15 protein-coding genes are annotated in these 15,661 nt (G+C 63.2%); 9 read left to right on the top strand and 6 right to left on the bottom strand.

Features of this window, described 5'->3' with window-relative positions; translation table 11 throughout:
* Window positions 1–4: 4 nt before the first annotated feature.
* From DESPR_RS01205 to DESPR_RS01190, 4 genes are all read right to left on the bottom strand, one after another.
* Window positions 5–2,557, bottom strand: coding sequence for an ABC transporter permease (locus DESPR_RS01205; protein WP_015722986.1), 2,553 nt, complete (start codon window positions 2,555–2,557; stop codon window positions 5–7).
* Window positions 2,554–3,237, bottom strand: a complete 684-nt coding sequence (locus DESPR_RS01200) for an ABC transporter ATP-binding protein (protein WP_015722985.1) — start codon at window positions 3,235–3,237, stop codon at window positions 2,554–2,556. Before DESPR_RS01200 ends, DESPR_RS01205 begins: the two co-directional genes overlap by 4 nt.
* Window positions 3,234–3,884: an arylesterase gene (locus DESPR_RS01195; protein ID WP_015722984.1), complete on the bottom strand. Its 651-nt coding sequence runs from the start codon at window positions 3,882–3,884 to the stop codon at window positions 3,234–3,236. Before DESPR_RS01195 ends, DESPR_RS01200 begins: the two co-directional genes overlap by 4 nt.
* Window positions 3,885–4,015: 131 nt before the next feature.
* Window positions 4,016–4,396, bottom strand: coding sequence for a Fur family transcriptional regulator (locus tag DESPR_RS01190; protein WP_015722983.1), 381 nt, complete (start codon window positions 4,394–4,396; stop codon window positions 4,016–4,018).
* A gap of 143 nt (window positions 4,397–4,539) precedes the next feature.
* On the opposite strand from DESPR_RS01190, the gene DESPR_RS18205 reads away from it, so the two are divergent.
* The 9 genes from DESPR_RS18205 (at window position 4,540) to modC (ending at window position 14,162) form a co-directional block, all read left to right on the top strand.
* Window positions 4,540–5,523, top strand: coding sequence for a metal ABC transporter substrate-binding protein (locus tag DESPR_RS18205; RefSeq protein WP_015722982.1), 984 nt, complete (start codon window positions 4,540–4,542; stop codon window positions 5,521–5,523).
* The gene (locus tag DESPR_RS01180) at window positions 5,510–6,331 is read left to right on the top strand and encodes a metal ABC transporter ATP-binding protein (RefSeq protein WP_015722981.1); all 822 of its coding nucleotides are present in this window, start codon (window positions 5,510–5,512) and stop codon (window positions 6,329–6,331) included. The genes DESPR_RS18205 and DESPR_RS01180 overlap by 14 nt, the downstream gene beginning before the upstream one ends.
* Window positions 6,324–7,190, top strand: a complete 867-nt coding sequence (locus DESPR_RS01175; protein ID WP_015722980.1) for a metal ABC transporter permease — start codon at window positions 6,324–6,326, stop codon at window positions 7,188–7,190. The genes DESPR_RS01180 and DESPR_RS01175 overlap by 8 nt, the downstream gene beginning before the upstream one ends.
* Before the next feature lie 118 nt (window positions 7,191–7,308).
* Window positions 7,309–9,426, top strand: coding sequence for an acetate--CoA ligase family protein (locus DESPR_RS01170; protein WP_015722979.1), 2,118 nt, complete (start codon window positions 7,309–7,311; stop codon window positions 9,424–9,426).
* A gap of 11 nt (window positions 9,427–9,437) precedes the next feature.
* Window positions 9,438–10,484 (top strand): DUF4424 family protein, encoded by a 1,047-nt coding sequence (locus tag DESPR_RS01165; RefSeq protein WP_015722978.1) that lies wholly within the window; start codon window positions 9,438–9,440, stop codon window positions 10,482–10,484.
* Between the two features lie 272 nt (window positions 10,485–10,756).
* Complete coding sequence (locus DESPR_RS01160) at window positions 10,757–11,566, top strand: TOBE domain-containing protein (protein WP_015722977.1); 810 nt, start codon at window positions 10,757–10,759, stop codon at window positions 11,564–11,566.
* A 74-nt stretch (window positions 11,567–11,640) separates the two neighbouring features.
* Window positions 11,641–12,399: a molybdate ABC transporter substrate-binding protein gene (modA, locus tag DESPR_RS01155; protein WP_015722976.1), complete on the top strand. Its 759-nt coding sequence runs from the start codon at window positions 11,641–11,643 to the stop codon at window positions 12,397–12,399.
* 28 nt (window positions 12,400–12,427) lie between these two features.
* Window positions 12,428–13,105: a molybdate ABC transporter permease subunit gene (gene modB, locus DESPR_RS01150; protein ID WP_015722975.1), complete on the top strand. Its 678-nt coding sequence runs from the start codon at window positions 12,428–12,430 to the stop codon at window positions 13,103–13,105.
* Window position 13,106: 1 nt separating this feature from the next.
* Window positions 13,107–14,162 carry a molybdenum ABC transporter ATP-binding protein gene (gene modC, locus DESPR_RS01145; RefSeq protein ID WP_015722974.1) on the top strand — a complete coding sequence of 352 codons (1,056 nt, stop codon included), beginning with the start codon at window positions 13,107–13,109 and terminating at the stop codon, window positions 14,160–14,162.
* A 211-nt stretch (window positions 14,163–14,373) separates the two neighbouring features.
* Here modC and DESPR_RS01140 read toward each other — a convergent pair whose 3' ends face one another.
* Window positions 14,374–15,168: a C-GCAxxG-C-C family protein gene (locus DESPR_RS01140; protein WP_015722973.1), complete on the bottom strand. Its 795-nt coding sequence runs from the start codon at window positions 15,166–15,168 to the stop codon at window positions 14,374–14,376.
* A gap of 41 nt (window positions 15,169–15,209) precedes the next feature.
* Complete coding sequence (locus tag DESPR_RS01135; protein WP_015722972.1) at window positions 15,210–15,608, bottom strand: cytochrome c3 family protein; 399 nt, start codon at window positions 15,606–15,608, stop codon at window positions 15,210–15,212.
* Window positions 15,609–15,661: the final 53 nt, after the last annotated feature.

Below are 15,661 nucleotides of genomic sequence, written 5' to 3'. Positions count from 1 at the left end.
TGGCTCATCCGAGCAGGGTCGTCGGTGGACGGCGAATCACCGAATCAGCGGCCAGCAAGGCAATGAAGCTGCAGATCAGGGGAGCGCTCAGGAGGAGCAGGATGGCGGACAGCCACTGGAACTGCCACAAGCGGTCGAACATCAGCCAGGAGATCCCCAGTGAGCAGCACAGGCTTAGCAGCAGGGCAATCAAGGCGGCCGCGCCTCCCAGGAGGGCGAATTCGAGCATCATCAGGGTACGAATACGGCCGATTCCCGCTCCCAACACCCTGAGTAGGTTGATCTCCCGTTCACGCCGCAGCGCCTCCTGACGGGCAATGGCGACCACGGTCACCAGTCCGGTTGCCAAGGCGATACCGGCCATGAATCGCAGCGACTGGCTGAGCTGGGCGGTCAAGGCACTCAACCGCTCCACCGTGCCGCTCACGTCGATCACCGAAATATTGGCAAAGGCCGCGGTCAGGCGGTTGACCAGCGCCTGTTTGTCCTTGTTCTCCACCCCGCTCACCGAGGCCAGGTAGGTTTTGGGCGCCTCGTCGAGCACCCCCGGCTGCACCAGCATGAAGAAATTTGGCTGAAAGCTGTTCCAGCGCACCTTGCGCAGGTTGACGATCCGTCCCTCCAGCTCGATCCCCAGGATATCGATGACCATGCGGTCTCCGATGCCCACCCGTAGCCGCTCGCTGAACTCCCGTTCCATCGACAGGGCAAAGGGTTCGCCGGCATCCATCGCCCAGGGGATCGTGGGTAGTGGCACGCCCTCCACCACATGCTCCGACGGATCCAGCCGAGTCCTGCTGGAAAAATTGAACTCGGTGCGCCGCAACCCCCGCTCGTCGCCAGCGCCGTGCTGGTCGCGCCAGCGGGCGAAAGGGATGCCGTTGATGCTGGCGATCCGTCCCTGAACCATGGGGGCCAGTGGAGACAGAACCACCTGTTCCGTGTGCAACAATGCCTCCAGCGGCTGCCGCTGTTCTTCCTGAATATCAATGAGGAACAGGTCGGGCCGCTCCATCCCCTCCGGCTGGCCGATCTCGGCGATCAGCCCCTTTTCCACCTGGGGAATGAGGTTCACCAGCAACAGGGCCGTGGCCAGGGCGGCAAAGACCGCGCTGGCGGCGAGGCGGTTGCGGTAAAGGTTGCGCCAGACGATCCGCCAGGTGAGGCGATCGGTTCGCGACCAGCGGCGGCAGCCGGCGGCGAGCATCCTACCGATCAGGGCGAGCAGTCCGATCACCGCCGCCAGTCCGACGGCGAATCCGATGCCCTGCGCAGGCGTGTGGCTGAGACGCACGGCCAGAAAAAACAGCAGACCAACGGCTGGGACCAGGGTGGCCGACTGCAGGATGCGCTCCTGCCAGGAAGGCGAACCGTTGTCGAATTGATCGCGCAACAGCGACAACGGCCGGACAGCCAGGATGCGCCGGTAAACCGGCAGGCAGAACAGCAGGCTGCCGGCCGTTCCGATCACCAGGGTCATGAGCACGGAAGCCGGATCAACCCCGAGGTGGAGGTCGACGGGAATGAGACCAACGAACAGCCGGCTAAACAGCGGCAGCAGCGCCTGGCTCAGCATCGTCGCCAGGCAGGCCGCGCCCAGGCCAAGCAGGGCCAGCTCTCCCATGGGCAGAAGCAGGCATTGGCGGCGGCCGGCGCCGAGACTGAGGAGAATGGCGATTTCCCGCCTCCTGCCGCGCAGATGCTCCCGGAACAGATAACCGCCCGCCAGGCCGGCCAAGCCGAGGGAGGCCATGGAGGCCAAACCGAGGAACGAACTGAAGTAGCCCACCGCCCGGCCCAGGCGGCGGTTGACATCCACGGTGGAAGACACACGCAGATCCGACTTGCCCTCGGGCCCGGCCAGGGCCGCGCCCAGTCGGGTCGCCACTTCGGCGTTGTCGGCCGTTTCCGGCAGCCGGATGAAGCATGTGTGGGTGACCCGGCTGCCAAACCGGATCAGGTTGGAGCTCTCCACCTGCGGCAGGCCAAGATAGATCTTGGGGGCCAGGGTCAGGCCGGTGAAGCCGCCGCCCGGATCGCGATCAAAAAAGGTCCTCGCCGTGGAAACGAGCTGGCCGATGGTCAGCGGGTCGTCCGGCCGCAGGCCGTAGGACCGGGCGGTCTCGCGGCTCATCAGCAGGCGGGGCTGCTCCTGCAGGGCGGCCAGCAGGTGCGGATCGACCGGCTGCCCCGCGTCTTGGAAAGCGCCGTAGAGCGGATAGGCCGCATCAATGGCCACGATCTGGGCCAGCTTGGAGGTGCCGCCTCCCTTGACCATGGTGTAGAAGGCGATTTGCCGGGAAAAACGGCTGTCCGGCCCGGCGACGCGGCGAACCCGCTCCCTTTCCTGTTCGGTCAGGGGGCGACTGCCCTGGATCACCACATCGGCGGTCAAGATTTCGCGCAGGTGGCCGTCGACATAGCGGGACAGGGTGGCGCTGAACGAGCTGACCAGGAGAAAACCGGTCAGGCCGAGGGCCAGGTTGACCAGGAACAACAGGGAAAAGCGCGGATGGCGGACGAGGCCGCGCCACACGAGCCGCAGCAGCACCTTCATCGCAGGACTCCCTCGGTCAGCCGCAGCCGGCGATGGCAGCGGTCGGCCAGTTCCTGATTGTGGGTGACCACCACCATGGTCATCCGTTCCTGCTCCACCAGGTGAAACAGGAGATCGCTCACCTCGCGGCCGGTGGCCACGTCGAGATTGCCGGTGGGCTCATCGGCCAGGAGCAGCAGCGGCTTGACCGCCAGGGCCCGGGCAATGGCCACCCGCTGGCATTCGCCGCCGCTGAGCTGCGACGGCAGATGGCCGCGCCGCGCCGCCAGCCCGACCCGTTCGAGCAGGGCGTCGATCGCCTCCGCCTCGCAGGGCCGGTGCAGCAGTTCCAGCGGCAGGCGGACATTTTCCTCGGCGGTCAAATGGGGCAACAAGTGGAACTGCTGAAAGACAATGCCGATATGGGCGGCGCGGAAGCGGGTCAGCCCGGCCTCGTCCAAGCCGGTCAACTCGGTGCCGTTGATGGTGATCTGTCCGTGATCGGGGCGATCCAGTCCGGCCAGGAGCGCGATCAGGGTCGATTTGCCGCTGCCCGACTGGCCGGTGACCGCCAGGGTCGTTCCGCCCTGGAGGGTGAAACCGGCTCCGTCGAGCACGCACAACCGGCCCGACTCGGGCAAGGGATAGGTTTTCTCCAGGCCGCTGGCAATGATCAGCGGCCCGTTGCCCGGCGCGGTCATGGTTTGCCCGCCTCGGGGCGTTCCCCTGCCGTTTTCACGCAGGCCTTGAGCGTGGGGTAGACATGGCGGGCGATCCGCTGATGCCCTTCGGCGTTGGGATGAATGCCGTCGGCCTGGTTGAGGGCCGGAACCCCGCCGACCCCCTCCAGGAGAAAAGGGATCAGGGGCAGGCCATGCCGGGCGGCCAAGTCGTGGTACACGTGGCGAAAGGCGGCGGTGTATTCCTGGCCGTAATTGGGCGGCAGCTCCATGCCGGCGAGGATGACGCGCATTCCCCGCGCCTTGGCGGCCTCGATCACCGCGTTCAGGTTGCGCGCCATCTCCTCCATGGTCAGGCCGCGCAAGCCGTCATTGGCCCCCAGGGCGAGGAAGAGGATCGAAGGGGTGATCTGCTGGTACCAGCGCAGCCGCGCCAGGGCGCCGGCCGAGGTGGATCCGCTGATCCCGCCGTTGACGATGCGCACGTCCGAGATGCCGTCCCTGGCCAGCATCTCGCCGAGCAGCCGGGGATAGGCCTGCTCCGCCTCCACCCCGAGACCAGCGGTCAGCGAATCGCCAAGGAACAGGATCACCCGTTCCGCCCAGGCGTTTCCGGCCCCGCAAGCCGTCAACACCATCACCACAAGAACACCACGCATCCACTCCATATTCTTTCCTCATTCGGCAAGACCGCGAAACATTTCTGCCGACACTATGCGCACGATGGGAAGGAACAACAAGGAAAACCGCGGCCGCGCGGTGCACAGCCCGCACGGCGGGGACAAACGGCCGGAGCCGGTTATTGGGCCTCGGCGGCGCAGGAGGGACAGATGCCGAACAGAAAGACCTCGTGATCCTCGACCACGAAGCCCTCGGGCGCGGCCAGCTGCTGGTTGAGGGTGCAGCCGGGCAGCTCGAAGACCCGGTTGCAGCCGTGGCAGTGAAAATGATGATGATGGGCCTTGCCGCTGCGTTCATAGAGCGTGCCCATGGCCGGATGGTTGATCTGGGTCAGCCAGCCCCGGTCGAGCAGCAGTTTGAGGTTGCGATAGACCGTGGCCTGGTTGAGCGATTCCACCCGGGCGCGGCCGAGACGGAGGATTTCGTCGATCCCCAGAGGGCGGTCCTCGCTCAGGAAAACCTGCTCGATGGCTGTTCGCTGTGTGGTCTTTCGCTGCATGCTCGTCACTCCTGCTCCCACTATAGACGCGGCCCGTCGTTGTTGCAAAAGATTTTGCATTATCGGTTGACGGTCCGCCACCCCTCTGTATAATGCAAATCAATTTGCATTAACTCCCCGCTCGTCTTCAGGAGGATAAATCCATGCTCACCGCCACCCTGCGCCTGTTGCTCCTGCTGTTCGTCTGCCCTGCCGCCCTGTGCCTATCCCAATCGAAGGCCCATGCCGCCGACAGGCCGCCGCGCATCCTCGCCAGCACCTTTCCCATGTACCAGATCGTCCGCAACATCACCCAAGGGATTGACGGAGTCGAGGTCGAGCTGATGATCCCCGCCCAGATGGGCTGTCCCCACGACTACGCCCTCACGCCCCAGGACATGACCAAACTGGCCAGGGCCGAGGTGCTCGTCATCAACGGGCTGGGCCTGGAGGAATTTCTCGGTGCGCCGGTGCGCAAGGCCAATCCCCATCTCACCCTGATCGACAGCTCGCGCGGGATTGCCCAGATTCTCCCCTACACCGAGGAAAAAGAGGGCCACGGGCACGCCAGCAAAACCCATGGGCAGCCTCATGGAGTCCACAACGACGGGCATGACGGTCATCACGATGCCAATCCCCACCTTTTTGCCAGCCCGCGCATGGCCGCCCTGCTGACCGCCAACATCGCCAATGCCTTGGCCCAGGTCCATCCCGCCGGTGCCGCGGCCTATACCGCCAACGCCCAGACCTACGGCCAACGGCTGACCCGGCTGGCCGACGAACTGGCCGAGCTGGGCAAGCGGTTGCACACCAACCGCATCGTCACCCAGCACGGGGTCTTCGACTACCTGGCCCGCGACATGGGGCTGGAAGTGGTGGCGGTGGTCCAGGCCCATGCTGGTCAGGATCCGTCCGCCTCGGAGATCCTTCGTCTCGTGCAGACGATCAAGGCGAAAAAAGCAGGTGCGATTTTCACCGAACCACAGTATCCAGAAGCTGTCGGCAGAACCATCGCCAAGGAGGCGGCTATTGCCACCGCCCGCCTCGATCCGGCGGCCACCGGACCCGAACAGGCCCCGCTGGACTACTACGAACAGGTCATGCGCGCCAACCTCAACACCCTGGAACAAACCCTTGGCAGCCACTAGCGTGCTTCCCCTCCATCAGCCCGGCCCGGCAGACCTTGCCGTGCGTTTTGACGCGGTCACCGTGGAGCGTGGCGGCATCTCCATCCTCGACCAGGTGAGCGCCTCCGTGCCCAAGGGCAGCTGCACGGCGATCATCGGTCCCAACGGCGCCGGCAAGACCACCTTGCTGCTGGCCTTGCTGGGAGAGATCAGCTATCAGGGACGCATCCACATGGGCAACAACGGCGCGCCGCCGCGCATCGGCTACGTGCCGCAGCGGCTCAGCTTCGACCGGGGCATGCCGTTGACGGTCAGCGAATTTCTGGCCATGGGCTTTCAGAAAAAGCCGCTCTGGTTCGGCATCGCCAAGGCACTGCACCAGCGCTCCCGGGAAGCCCTGGAACTGGTCAAGGCCGGACATCTGGCCAGCCGCAAGATCGGCGCCCTGTCCGGCGGCGAATTGCAGCGGGTCCTGCTGGCCCTGGCCCTGCGCCAGGAACCGGAACTGCTGGTGCTTGACGAGCCTTCGGCCGGGGTCGATTTCCGTGGCGAGCTGATCTTCTGCGAATTGCTCGACAACCTCCGCCGCAGTCAAGGATTCACCCAGCTGATGGTCAGCCATGACCTGGCCACCGTCACCCACCACGCCACCCACGTGATCTGCCTCAACCGCAAGGTGGCCGCCGAGGGGCCGCCCCGCCTCACCCTGACCGGCGACAATCTCACCGCCATCTTCGGCATGCACATGGGTCTGGTCAGTTCCCGGTCCATGCCCGACAACCGGGCGGTCTGCTCCGCCCCCTGCTGCCAGGAGCGGACCAATGCCTGATTTGTCGCCGTTGTACGCGCTGTTGCCGCAGCTGCTGCCCTTTGACTGTCTCCACGCCCGGTTCATGCAACAGGCCCTGCTCGGACTGCTGCTGCTCGCCCCCATGGCTGCGGTCATGGGCATCCTGGTGGTCAACTTCCGCATGGCCTTTTTTTCCGACGCCATCAGCCATTCCGCCTTTGCCGGCGTGGCCCTGGGCCTGCTGTTCTCGGCCGACCCCGGCTGGACCATGCCCGCCTTCGGCCTGCTGGTCGGCTTGGGCATCATGATCCTCCAGCGCCACTCCAGCCTGTCGAGCGACACGGTGATCGGGGTCTTCTTTTCGGCCATGGTGGCCTTCGGTCTGGCCATTGTCAGCCGCGACCGTTCCCTCGCCCGCGACCTGCAACGTTTCCTTTACGGCGACATCCTCACCATCAGCGACGCCCAGATCCTCTGGCTGGTCCTCCTGTTCGTGGTGCTGATGCTCTTTCTCGCCCTCAGCTACAACCATCTGCTCTATATCGGCCTCAACCCGACCCTGGCCCAGGCGCACCGCATCCGGGTGGCTATCCACCAATACTGCTTCGCCGGGCTGCTCGCCCTGGTGGTCATGTTTTCGGTGCAGGCGGTCGGCGTCCTGCTGGTCACCGCCCTGCTGATTGTCCCGGCGGCCGCGGCGCGCAATGTGGCCCGCTCGGCCGGCGCGATGTTCTGGTGGGCCCTGCTGATCAGCCTCACCTCGGCGGTCAGCGGCCTGCTCATCTCCGCCCAGGATTGGGCGCGCACCGCCACCGGCGCCACCATCATCCTCATCGCCTGCGGCTGGTTCATGCTCAGCCTGCTGCTGGCCAGCCGGCGCCGGGAACAGTCAGCCTGAAAAGTGCCGTCCTGCCGCGCCACAAGGAAAAGAAAAACGTACGTGAAGAGAATCCCGCTCGACAGACCGAACCGTTAACCCAGCAGGCCTTTTCCTGCATCCCGCCAGGTAACCGCCCATGGATCACTTTTTTGCCCCCGCCTCCCTTGCGGTCTACGGACTCTCCTCCAAGCCCGGCAACACCCCGCGCATCATTGTCGACAACTGTCTCCGCTGGGGGTATCGCGGCCGCATCTTCGGCGTCAATCCAGCCACCGACGAGACCGATGTCGGCGGCATCCGCGTTGTCCGCAGCGCCGCTGAGCTGCCGGTGGCGCCCGAACTGGCGGTCGTGCTCATCCCGGCCCGCTATGTGCCGGCCGCGGTCGAGGACTGCGGGCGGGCCGGAATCACGCGGCTGGCGGTACAGTCCGGCGGTTTCAACGAATCAAGCGAAGGCGGCATGGCCCTGGCTGCCCAACTGCGGGACGCCGCCCGCCGTCACGGCATCCGCTTTGTCGGTCCCAATGGCCTGACCCTGGCCGATACCGCAAGTGGTCTCTGTCTCCCCTTTGTGCCCTCCTTCCCGGTCAGACACGGCACTTTCTCGCTCATCACCCAAAGCGGCGGCCTGGGGCTGTTCCTCTGGAATCTCCTGGAAAGCGAGCAAGTGGGCTTGGCCAAGTTCGCCAGCATCGGCAACAAGCTCGACCTCGATGAATGTGATGTGCTCGAATACCTCGCCACAGACCCGTCCACCCGGGTCATCGGTCTTTACCTGGAGCAGATCGGCAACGGCTGCCGCCTGGTGGAGCTGGCCGCACGGATCGACAAACCGGTGATCCTCTACAAGGCCAACACGACCGAGGCCGGCAGCCGGGCGGCCATGAGCCACACCGCCTCGCTTGCCCACGACGAGGCGATCATCGACACCGCCTGCGCCCGGGCGGGGATCATCCGCATCCATCACCTGCACGACTTCATCACCACGGCCAAGGCCTTTGATCTGCCGCCGATGCGCGGCAAGCGGATCATGGTCATGAGCCCGGCCGGCGGTCTGGGCGTGGCCATGGCCGATGACTGCGAGCAGGCGGGCTTTGCCTTTGCCGATCCGGGACAGGCCTTTTACACCGAGCTGGCCGGGATCGCCAACGCCGGCATCATCCGCCTCGGCAATCCGCTGGACATGGGCGACCTTTACCAAATCGACAAGTACCCCATGATGTTCAGCCATGTGCTCGCCAGCTCCGAGGTGGATGGGGCGATCTATGCCAGTCAGTGGCCACGGATGCCTGCCGGCGGCAGCGATGTGTTCACCGCCATGTTCACCACCGACATCAGCCTGGAACTGGCCGGCGCCATGCGCTCTGCCGACAAGCCCTTGGCCCTGGTGCTCTACGGCGACGCACCGGTCATCGCCGCGCTCAAGGCTCGGGCGCCGTTGCCGGTGTTCGACGGCCCGGAGGAGGCCATTCGCGCCCTGCGCCGCCAGATGGATTTTCATGTCCACAAGGCGGCGGGGCCCTTGCAGAGCGACACCCCGCCCCCCTGGCCTCGCGCCGAGGAAGCCCGTGTGTGGCTGAATGCACGGGCCGGTCTTGTCGGCGAGGAGGGACTGGAGCTGCTTGGCCTGTACGACGTGCCCAGTCCGCCCGCGTTGGTCGCCCGGACCGCCGAGGAGGCGGAGGCCTTGGCGGAGCGGATCGGCTGTCCGGTGGTGCTCAAGGTGGTGTCCCCGGCCGCGATCCACAAAACCGAGGTCGGCGGCGTCCTGGTCGGGATCGGTTCCCCCGAGGAGGCGCGGCGGGGATTCACACGCATCAAGGACAATCTGGCCCGCCATTGCCCCGGGGCGGAACTCGCGGGGGTGCGGGTCATGGCCATGGCTCCGGCGGGGCTTGATTTTTTTATCGGCGGCCTGCGCGATCCTTCCTTTGGTCCCGTGGTCCTGTTCGGGTCCGGCGGCATTCTCGTCGAGCTTTTCCAGGATGTGGAGCGGGTCTTGTGCCCCACCTCGACGGCGGAAATCCGGGCCAAGCTGGAACGGCTCAAGGCCGGACGGATTCTGGCCGGGATGCGCGGGCAACCACCCATCGATCCCGAGCCGTTCATCCAGGCGGTCGGCAATGTCGCCCGCTTGCTCGTTGATTGCCCGCGGATCGCTGAACTGGATGTCAACCCGGTCCGCATTCTCCCCACCGGCGCCCTCCTTGCCTTGGACGCGCGGATGCGGGTCCTGCCCCCCCCTTCCCCCTGACGAGGTCGCTCATGAAACACCTGATCCGACTCCTGCTCTGCTGCCTGCTGCTCGCACCAGCCATCTGCCGCGCCAACGACGGCTTCGGTGGCTTGAGCGCCACTGGCCTGCATTTCCACAAGAACGCGAGCGTCCGCATGCTTGCCGAGGATCTCTTTCTTAGCCCCGGCCAGGTGCGCGTGCGATCCGTGTTCCGCAACGAGGGGGCCATGGACGTTCAGGGGGAGGTTATTTTCCCCCTGCCGCCGATCTCCTTGGCCGCCCTGACCGACTCCGGCTTCGCCCTCTCCGAGCAGCAGCTGGCCCGGGAGAATGTGGTCGATTTCATTGCCTCGGTCAACGGACAACGAATCCCTGTCCAAAGCGACCGCATCGCTGTCCGGGAACCGCATTTCGAGGCACAGCGCCCGCTTTCGGCCGGCTACGATACGCCCGGCGAGGATGTCACCGCCGTGCTCAAGGAACTGGGCATACCGCTGTCGCTCAATGTCACCGAGGTGGCGGCCATGATCGCACGTCTGCCGCAGCCGTCCAAGGATCGGTTGCGCGCCGGGAAGTTGGCCGATTTTTTTGACGGTGAGCCGCCCCGCCCCGCCTGGTCCATCATCGTTCGCTATCACTGGCCTCAGGTCTTTCCCGCCGGCCGGGAGATAACCATTGACCATCGCTACGCGCCCGCCCCGCCGGGGGGCATTTTTAGCTGGCCCAAGCAGGAACGGGATCTCGACCCCTACCAACGGGAACTGATCCAGACCTACTGCATCGACGACACCACCCGCAAAGGCCTGGTCAAGCGGCTGCACCATGCCTCGGCCGGCGAGCTGGCCGGCACCGGCACGGCCCTCTTCCTGGACTATGTGCTGACCACGGCCAATACCTGGCATGGACCCATCGGCACCTTTCGCCTGACCATCGACAAAGGGTCACCGGACAACATCCTGTCCCTGTGCATGGACGGCATCCGCAAAACCGGTCCGACCACCTTTGTGGTGGAAAAGACCAACTTCACCCCGACCGAGGATCTACGCCTGCTGATTGTCTCCCGCCTGGCACAATGAAGCCGTGACCGGCGCAGCGATGGGCGGCTCACACAGGGTGAGCCCGAGGTGGTGCCTGCCGCGTCGGGACGGCCGGGCATATCCTTGCACGTGATCGCCATCCACACCGGTCATATCTGAAAAAATCGGCATCGTCTTTTTTCCGAGAAATCGGTGTTGCATCGCGCCGGTCACGAGCAAAGATTTCGTTATTGCATGATCGATACTTTACAAACAGGGTGGAATAGCGTATTTCGTTATTCCATATCGAATAACGAAAAAGGTGCACTCGTATGACAACACAGCCAGTTTCACCGGCATCAGATTCGCTTTTTCTCCAGCATATCCTCGGTTCATCGAACAAAAAAAACCCAACGGTGCCCCTGCTGGAGGAAATCGACCGCTGCGGCTCGATCAACCAGGCGGCCAAAACCGTGGGTATAAGCTACAAGGCCGCCTGGGAGAAGATTGAAAATCTCAACAACCTCAGCTCGGAACCACTGCTCAGGCGCCAGGTGGGCGGCAGTGGCGGGGGCGGGACGGTGCTGACCGAAGCCGGCCACGCCTTTCTGCAACGGGCGCGAACCCTGCAGCGGGAATTCACCAGCTTTCTTAATTTTTTTTATTTCTCGCCGGACGAGGCATTCAACACCTTGAAAACACTCAGGAGAATAGAAATGAAGATCAGTGCCCGCAATGTCTGGCTGGGCAACGTCGCCAAGATCGAAAAAGGGGCAGTGAACAGCGTGGTCACCGTGGCCCTCAAGGAGCAGGATACCATTGTCTCGGTGATTACGGATAACTCGGTACAGCGATTGGGACTCGAAATCGGTTCCGAAGTGCTGGCCATCGTCAAGGCACCCTCTGTGATGCTGGCGTTGGAGGTCGACCGCAACAAGATCTCCGCCCGCAATATCCTGGAAGGCACGGTGAATCGCATCGTGCCCGGCGTGGTCAACGACGAGGTGATCATCGATCTCGCCGGCGGCAACACGGTCACCTCGATCCTGACCTCGGAGAGCGTCAAACGCTTGGGTCTGAAAGAGGGGATGCCGGTCGCGGCGGTGATCAAGGCCTCGGATGTGTTGCTGGCTGTTGCCTAACGCACCGAGGCTGCAAAAAGAACGAAACCACCCGAGATCGTTCGGGCATTTGTACCTTTGCTGAGGAGAACACAATGAAATCACTACAAGCCATCGTCGCCACCATCTTTACCTGCCTGTTGAGCGCCTCCCTCCTCCAGGCTGCCGAGGAGATCCGCATCTCGGTTCCGGCCTCCATGACCGACGCCATGAAGGAACTGGCCGCCCAATTCGGCGCCTCGGGCAAGCACGCCCAGATCGTGCCTAATTATGGGCCCTCCGGCACCCTGGCCAAACAGATCGTCGAGGGCGCGCCGGCGGATATCTTCATCTCGGCCAACCAGAAGTGGATGACCTATCTCCGCGACGAAAAAAAGATCGATCCGGCCAGCGAGAAAATTTTGGCCGCCAACACCCTGGTCTTTGTCGGCATGAAGAATCCAGCCGTGACCACGTTGGCGGATATCGTCACCTTGAAGCAGATCGCCATCGGCAGCCCGAAAAGCGTGCCCGCCGGCGAGTATGCGGCTCAGGCCATGGAAAAGGCCGCCATCTACAAACAACTGGAAGAGGCACAGAAGCTGGTCATGGCCAAGGACGTGCGTCAATCGCTGACCTATGCCGACCGGGGCGAAACCGATGGCGCCTTTGTCTACAAGACCGATGCCCTGATGGCCGAAAAGGCGGTGATCCTGTTCGAGGTTCCCCAGGATCTCTATGAAAGGGTGACCTACCCGATTGCCCTGACCGCGGATGGTGCCAAGAAGGCCGAGGCCAAGGCCTTCTACACCTTCCTCATCGGTCCGGAGGGACTGAAGGTCTTTTTGCACTACGGCTTCAGCGCCCCGAAATAATCGGGCTTGTGCTGTCGGGCTACATCGCATGTTTCTGCAACCCTCGGATCTCGACGCGATCCTGCTTTCCTTCAAGGTGGCCTGCACGGCCACCTTGCTCTCCACGCCGCTGGGCATCGGTGTCGCCTATCTGCTCGTCCACACCCGCATTCCGGGCAAGGCCATCATCGAGGGTATCGTCAACCTGCCGCTGGTGCTGCCCCCGGTGGTGATCGGCTACCTATTGTTGGTGCTCTTTGGCCGCCGGGGCTGGATCGGCTCATGGCTCATGGAGTACAACATCCAGATTATCTTCACCCTTACCGGGGCTATTATTGCCTCGGCCGTGGTCGGTTTCCCCCTCTTGGTCCGCTCGATCCGCCTGGGCATGGAATTGGTTGATCCCGCCTATCACCGGGCAGCCCGCACCCTGGGCGCCAGCGGCTGGGACGCCTTTTTCACCGTGACCCTGCCGCTTTCCGGACGGGCGGTCTTTGCCGGCATGACCCTGATGTTCGCCCGCAGCCTGGGCGAGTTCGGGGCCACCATCATCCTGGCCGGCAACATTCCCGGGGTCACCCAGACCATACCGCTGGCCATCTACGAATACACCAGCACCCCGGGGGGTGACCGCATGGCGCTGTCGCTCTGCATGGTGTCGATCATCCTTTCCTTTATCGTCTTGTTGGCCAGTGGCGCGGCCAGTAAATCGCTGGACAAAAAATAGCATGCACCTGGACGTTTCCCTCCGCAAGCAACAGGGCACCTTTCAATTCACCGCCGAATTCAGCCTCTCCGGTCAACGTATCGGCCTGTTTGGACCCTCGGGCAGTGGTAAATCTACGCTAATGCACCTGCTGGCCGGACTGCTCAAGCCGGACAGCGGTTCCATCCACCTGGATGAAACAGTGCTGTTTGACAGTGCTCGCGGCATCAACCTGCCACCGGAACAGCGCCGCATCGGTGTCGTCTTTCAGCATGCCCATCTCTTTCCGCACATGAGCGTGCGCCGCAACCTGCTCTACGGCTGGCGGCGCACGCCGGAGGCCGAGCGGCATGTTGAGCCGGAGGCGATCATCGAGGTCCTCCATCTGGCGCACCTGCTGGACCGGGGCGTCAATCTGCTCTCCGGCGGCGAACGCCAACGGGTGGCCCTGGGCCGCACCATCCTCTCCTGCCCCCGCTTGATTCTCATGGATGAACCACTCACCGGCCTGGATGAGGAACTGAAGTTTCAGATCATGCCCTACCTCAACTCGGTGTTTTCCCGCTTCGACATTCCCCTGCTGTTCATCAGCCATTCCCTGTTGGAGATGCGGCTGATGACCGAGCAGGTGCTGGTGGTGGAACAGGGAGAGGTCAAGCGGCAGATGGCCACCGAGGAACTGGCGCAGTCCGCCTGGGCGGCCTCCCGCCAGGGCTATGTCAACCTGCTGCGGTTGGGCCGACCGCAGCCGCAGGGCGATCTCTGGGCCTATCAGTGGGGAGATGTGCGCCTGGTGCTCACCGAACAAGGCGAAAACGAGGAGAATGTCTTTGAACTCGATGCCCGGGAGATTCTGCTCTTCAAACGCCATCCCGAAGCCACCAGTGCCCGCAACCTGCTCCCCTGTACCGTGCGCAAGCTGTTCACCGTCGGCAACCGGGTGCGAGTGGAACTGCAGTGCGGCTCCCAGACCATGACCGTGCAGATCGTTCCGGAATCGATGCGCGAGTTGGCGTTGGAAACAGGAAAAGAGGTGGTGGCGGTGATCAAGGCATCTGCCTTCCGCAAGTTGCTGTAGCCGTCGGGCCTTGTCTCCATGGCTGGAGATCCCGCCGGCTCAAGGGTGGTCATGATGGTGGCAATAGAGTCCCGGTTCTCCGCGCCAGCCTTTTGCCGGAATCACATCGCCGAAGACTGCATCAGGAGGGTGCACGTTCGCGCCCTTCCTGCCCCTCCGTTCTCCGCGAAGTACGCGGCCTGGGGGGAAAGGGGGCGCGGTAAACAGGTTGTCAGCCTTTCTTCCTTGGGGCCTCGGGTACGCCGCCGCCGTGGCACTCCATGCAATTGGGTTGGGCATTGATGCCGTGATCGGAGATCGGGGCCCAGTCCCCCTCTTCCTCGTATTTGCCGTCCTTCCAGTCGTTGAGCAGCTCCACCAGGTGATAGGCCACGCTGGCCGTCACCCGCGCACAACGGTCTTTGCGCTCTGGGCTGCCGACCGTTTTGTCGGCAACCGCCATCCACTTACCGACCGAGACATGACAGAGTGGCGATTCGCTGATGGTCTGCGGAATGTTGCCCTTGAAGGCAGGCTCTTTCGGTTTAAAAACAGGAAGAGCTGTCTCGCAATACCACTGCATGATATCCGTTCCGATCAGGTGCCCCTCATCAGCACCGGCAATTCGCGGGCCGATGATCAGGTTGGCGACGATGTTCGCGCCAGCATTTGAGCCGCAGATCGTGCCCCAACTGGCCACGCCACCCTCAAGAAAGACAAAGGCATCGATGGGAAAGGAAACGTAGGGTTCGCCGACCTTTTCTCGTAGCTGGGTGAAGACGCTACTGATAACCGCGCAACCGCAATACACTCGGTACCATTCTTTATACGCAAGTTCAGCGGTGGCCATCGGATCGAGCTTTTCATAGGGCCACGGCCATTTTTCGGTGTTGCCGCCCATGGCACGGGCCGGTTGCAACACCCCACCCAGATGCGCCAGGGCAGCGGTTGTTGCCAACGCCCCGGTCCCAAGCAGCCATTGCCGTCGGGAAACTCCTTTCAGTCTCTTTTCGTTTTCAGAATCCATGGTGGCTCCTATTCGCACAATTTTCTCATCACGAGAAGCGGTTATTTGTTGGTATGACAGACACCACACCTGGCGAGATCTTTGTCCTGCTGGAGGTGGCATTCCATGCAGAGCCTGTGGCTGGCCCGTTTAAGCGTCGCTATTGGTTCTGGCATGACTGCCTTGCTATTGTGGCAGGTTTCACATTGTTTAATTTTTTGCCCAGCCACATAGTCCTCCATTTTACCGCCCGGTCCTTTGCTGTGATGGCAGCCATCGCATTCCAGCCATTGGTGGTTGTGGTGCGGTAGGTAGGCTGGCTTTGCCACCTTTTCCTTGTCAATCGTCGATTGGATGACCACGTGTTCTGGTCCTTGTCCACCCGTGGCACATACCGGCAAGGCAGCAATGCATGTCCAGCAGAGAGCAAGAATGGCCCCGTGCACCGCATTAAATCTCATGGTTAATCTCCTGAATGTCATGGCTTGGAGCCGCAAGCGGAACCGCCTTCAAC

Source organism: Desulfobulbus propionicus DSM 2032, from assembly GCF_000186885.1.
Lineage (GTDB): Bacteria > Desulfobacterota > Desulfobulbia > Desulfobulbales > Desulfobulbaceae > Desulfobulbus > Desulfobulbus propionicus.
Note: the sequence above shows the minus strand (reverse complement) of the source record. Positions and strands in the feature narration are given on the sequence as shown.

Bases quoted from the DNA above. Each gene is read 5' to 3' on its own strand.
- DESPR_RS01135 (WP_015722972.1), bottom strand. From the start codon at position 15,608: ATGAGATTTAATGCGGTGCACGGGGCCATTCTTGCTCTCTGCTGGACA.
- DESPR_RS01205 (WP_015722986.1), bottom strand. From the start codon at position 2,557: ATGAAGGTGCTGCTGCGGCTCGTGTGGCGCGGCCTCGTCCGCCATCCG.
- DESPR_RS01195 (WP_015722984.1), bottom strand. From the start codon at position 3,884: ATGGAGTGGATGCGTGGTGTTCTTGTGGTGATGGTGTTGACGGCTTGC.
- DESPR_RS18205 (WP_015722982.1), top strand. From the start codon at position 4,540: ATGCTCACCGCCACCCTGCGCCTGTTGCTCCTGCTGTTCGTCTGCCCT.
- modC (WP_015722974.1), top strand. From the start codon at position 13,107: ATGCACCTGGACGTTTCCCTCCGCAAGCAACAGGGCACCTTTCAATTC.
- DESPR_RS01200 (WP_015722985.1), bottom strand. From the start codon at position 3,237: ATGACCGCGCCGGGCAACGGGCCGCTGATCATTGCCAGCGGCCTGGAG.
- DESPR_RS01160 (WP_015722977.1), top strand. From the start codon at position 10,757: ATGACAACACAGCCAGTTTCACCGGCATCAGATTCGCTTTTTCTCCAG.
- DESPR_RS01140 (WP_015722973.1), bottom strand. From the start codon at position 15,168: ATGGATTCTGAAAACGAAAAGAGACTGAAAGGAGTTTCCCGACGGCAA.
- DESPR_RS01175 (WP_015722980.1), top strand. From the start codon at position 6,324: ATGCCTGATTTGTCGCCGTTGTACGCGCTGTTGCCGCAGCTGCTGCCC.
- DESPR_RS01165 (WP_015722978.1), top strand. From the start codon at position 9,438: ATGAAACACCTGATCCGACTCCTGCTCTGCTGCCTGCTGCTCGCACCA.
- modA (WP_015722976.1), top strand. From the start codon at position 11,641: ATGAAATCACTACAAGCCATCGTCGCCACCATCTTTACCTGCCTGTTG.
- DESPR_RS01190 (WP_015722983.1), bottom strand. From the start codon at position 4,396: ATGCAGCGAAAGACCACACAGCGAACAGCCATCGAGCAGGTTTTCCTG.
- DESPR_RS01170 (WP_015722979.1), top strand. From the start codon at position 7,309: ATGGATCACTTTTTTGCCCCCGCCTCCCTTGCGGTCTACGGACTCTCC.
- modB (WP_015722975.1), top strand. From the start codon at position 12,428: ATGTTTCTGCAACCCTCGGATCTCGACGCGATCCTGCTTTCCTTCAAG.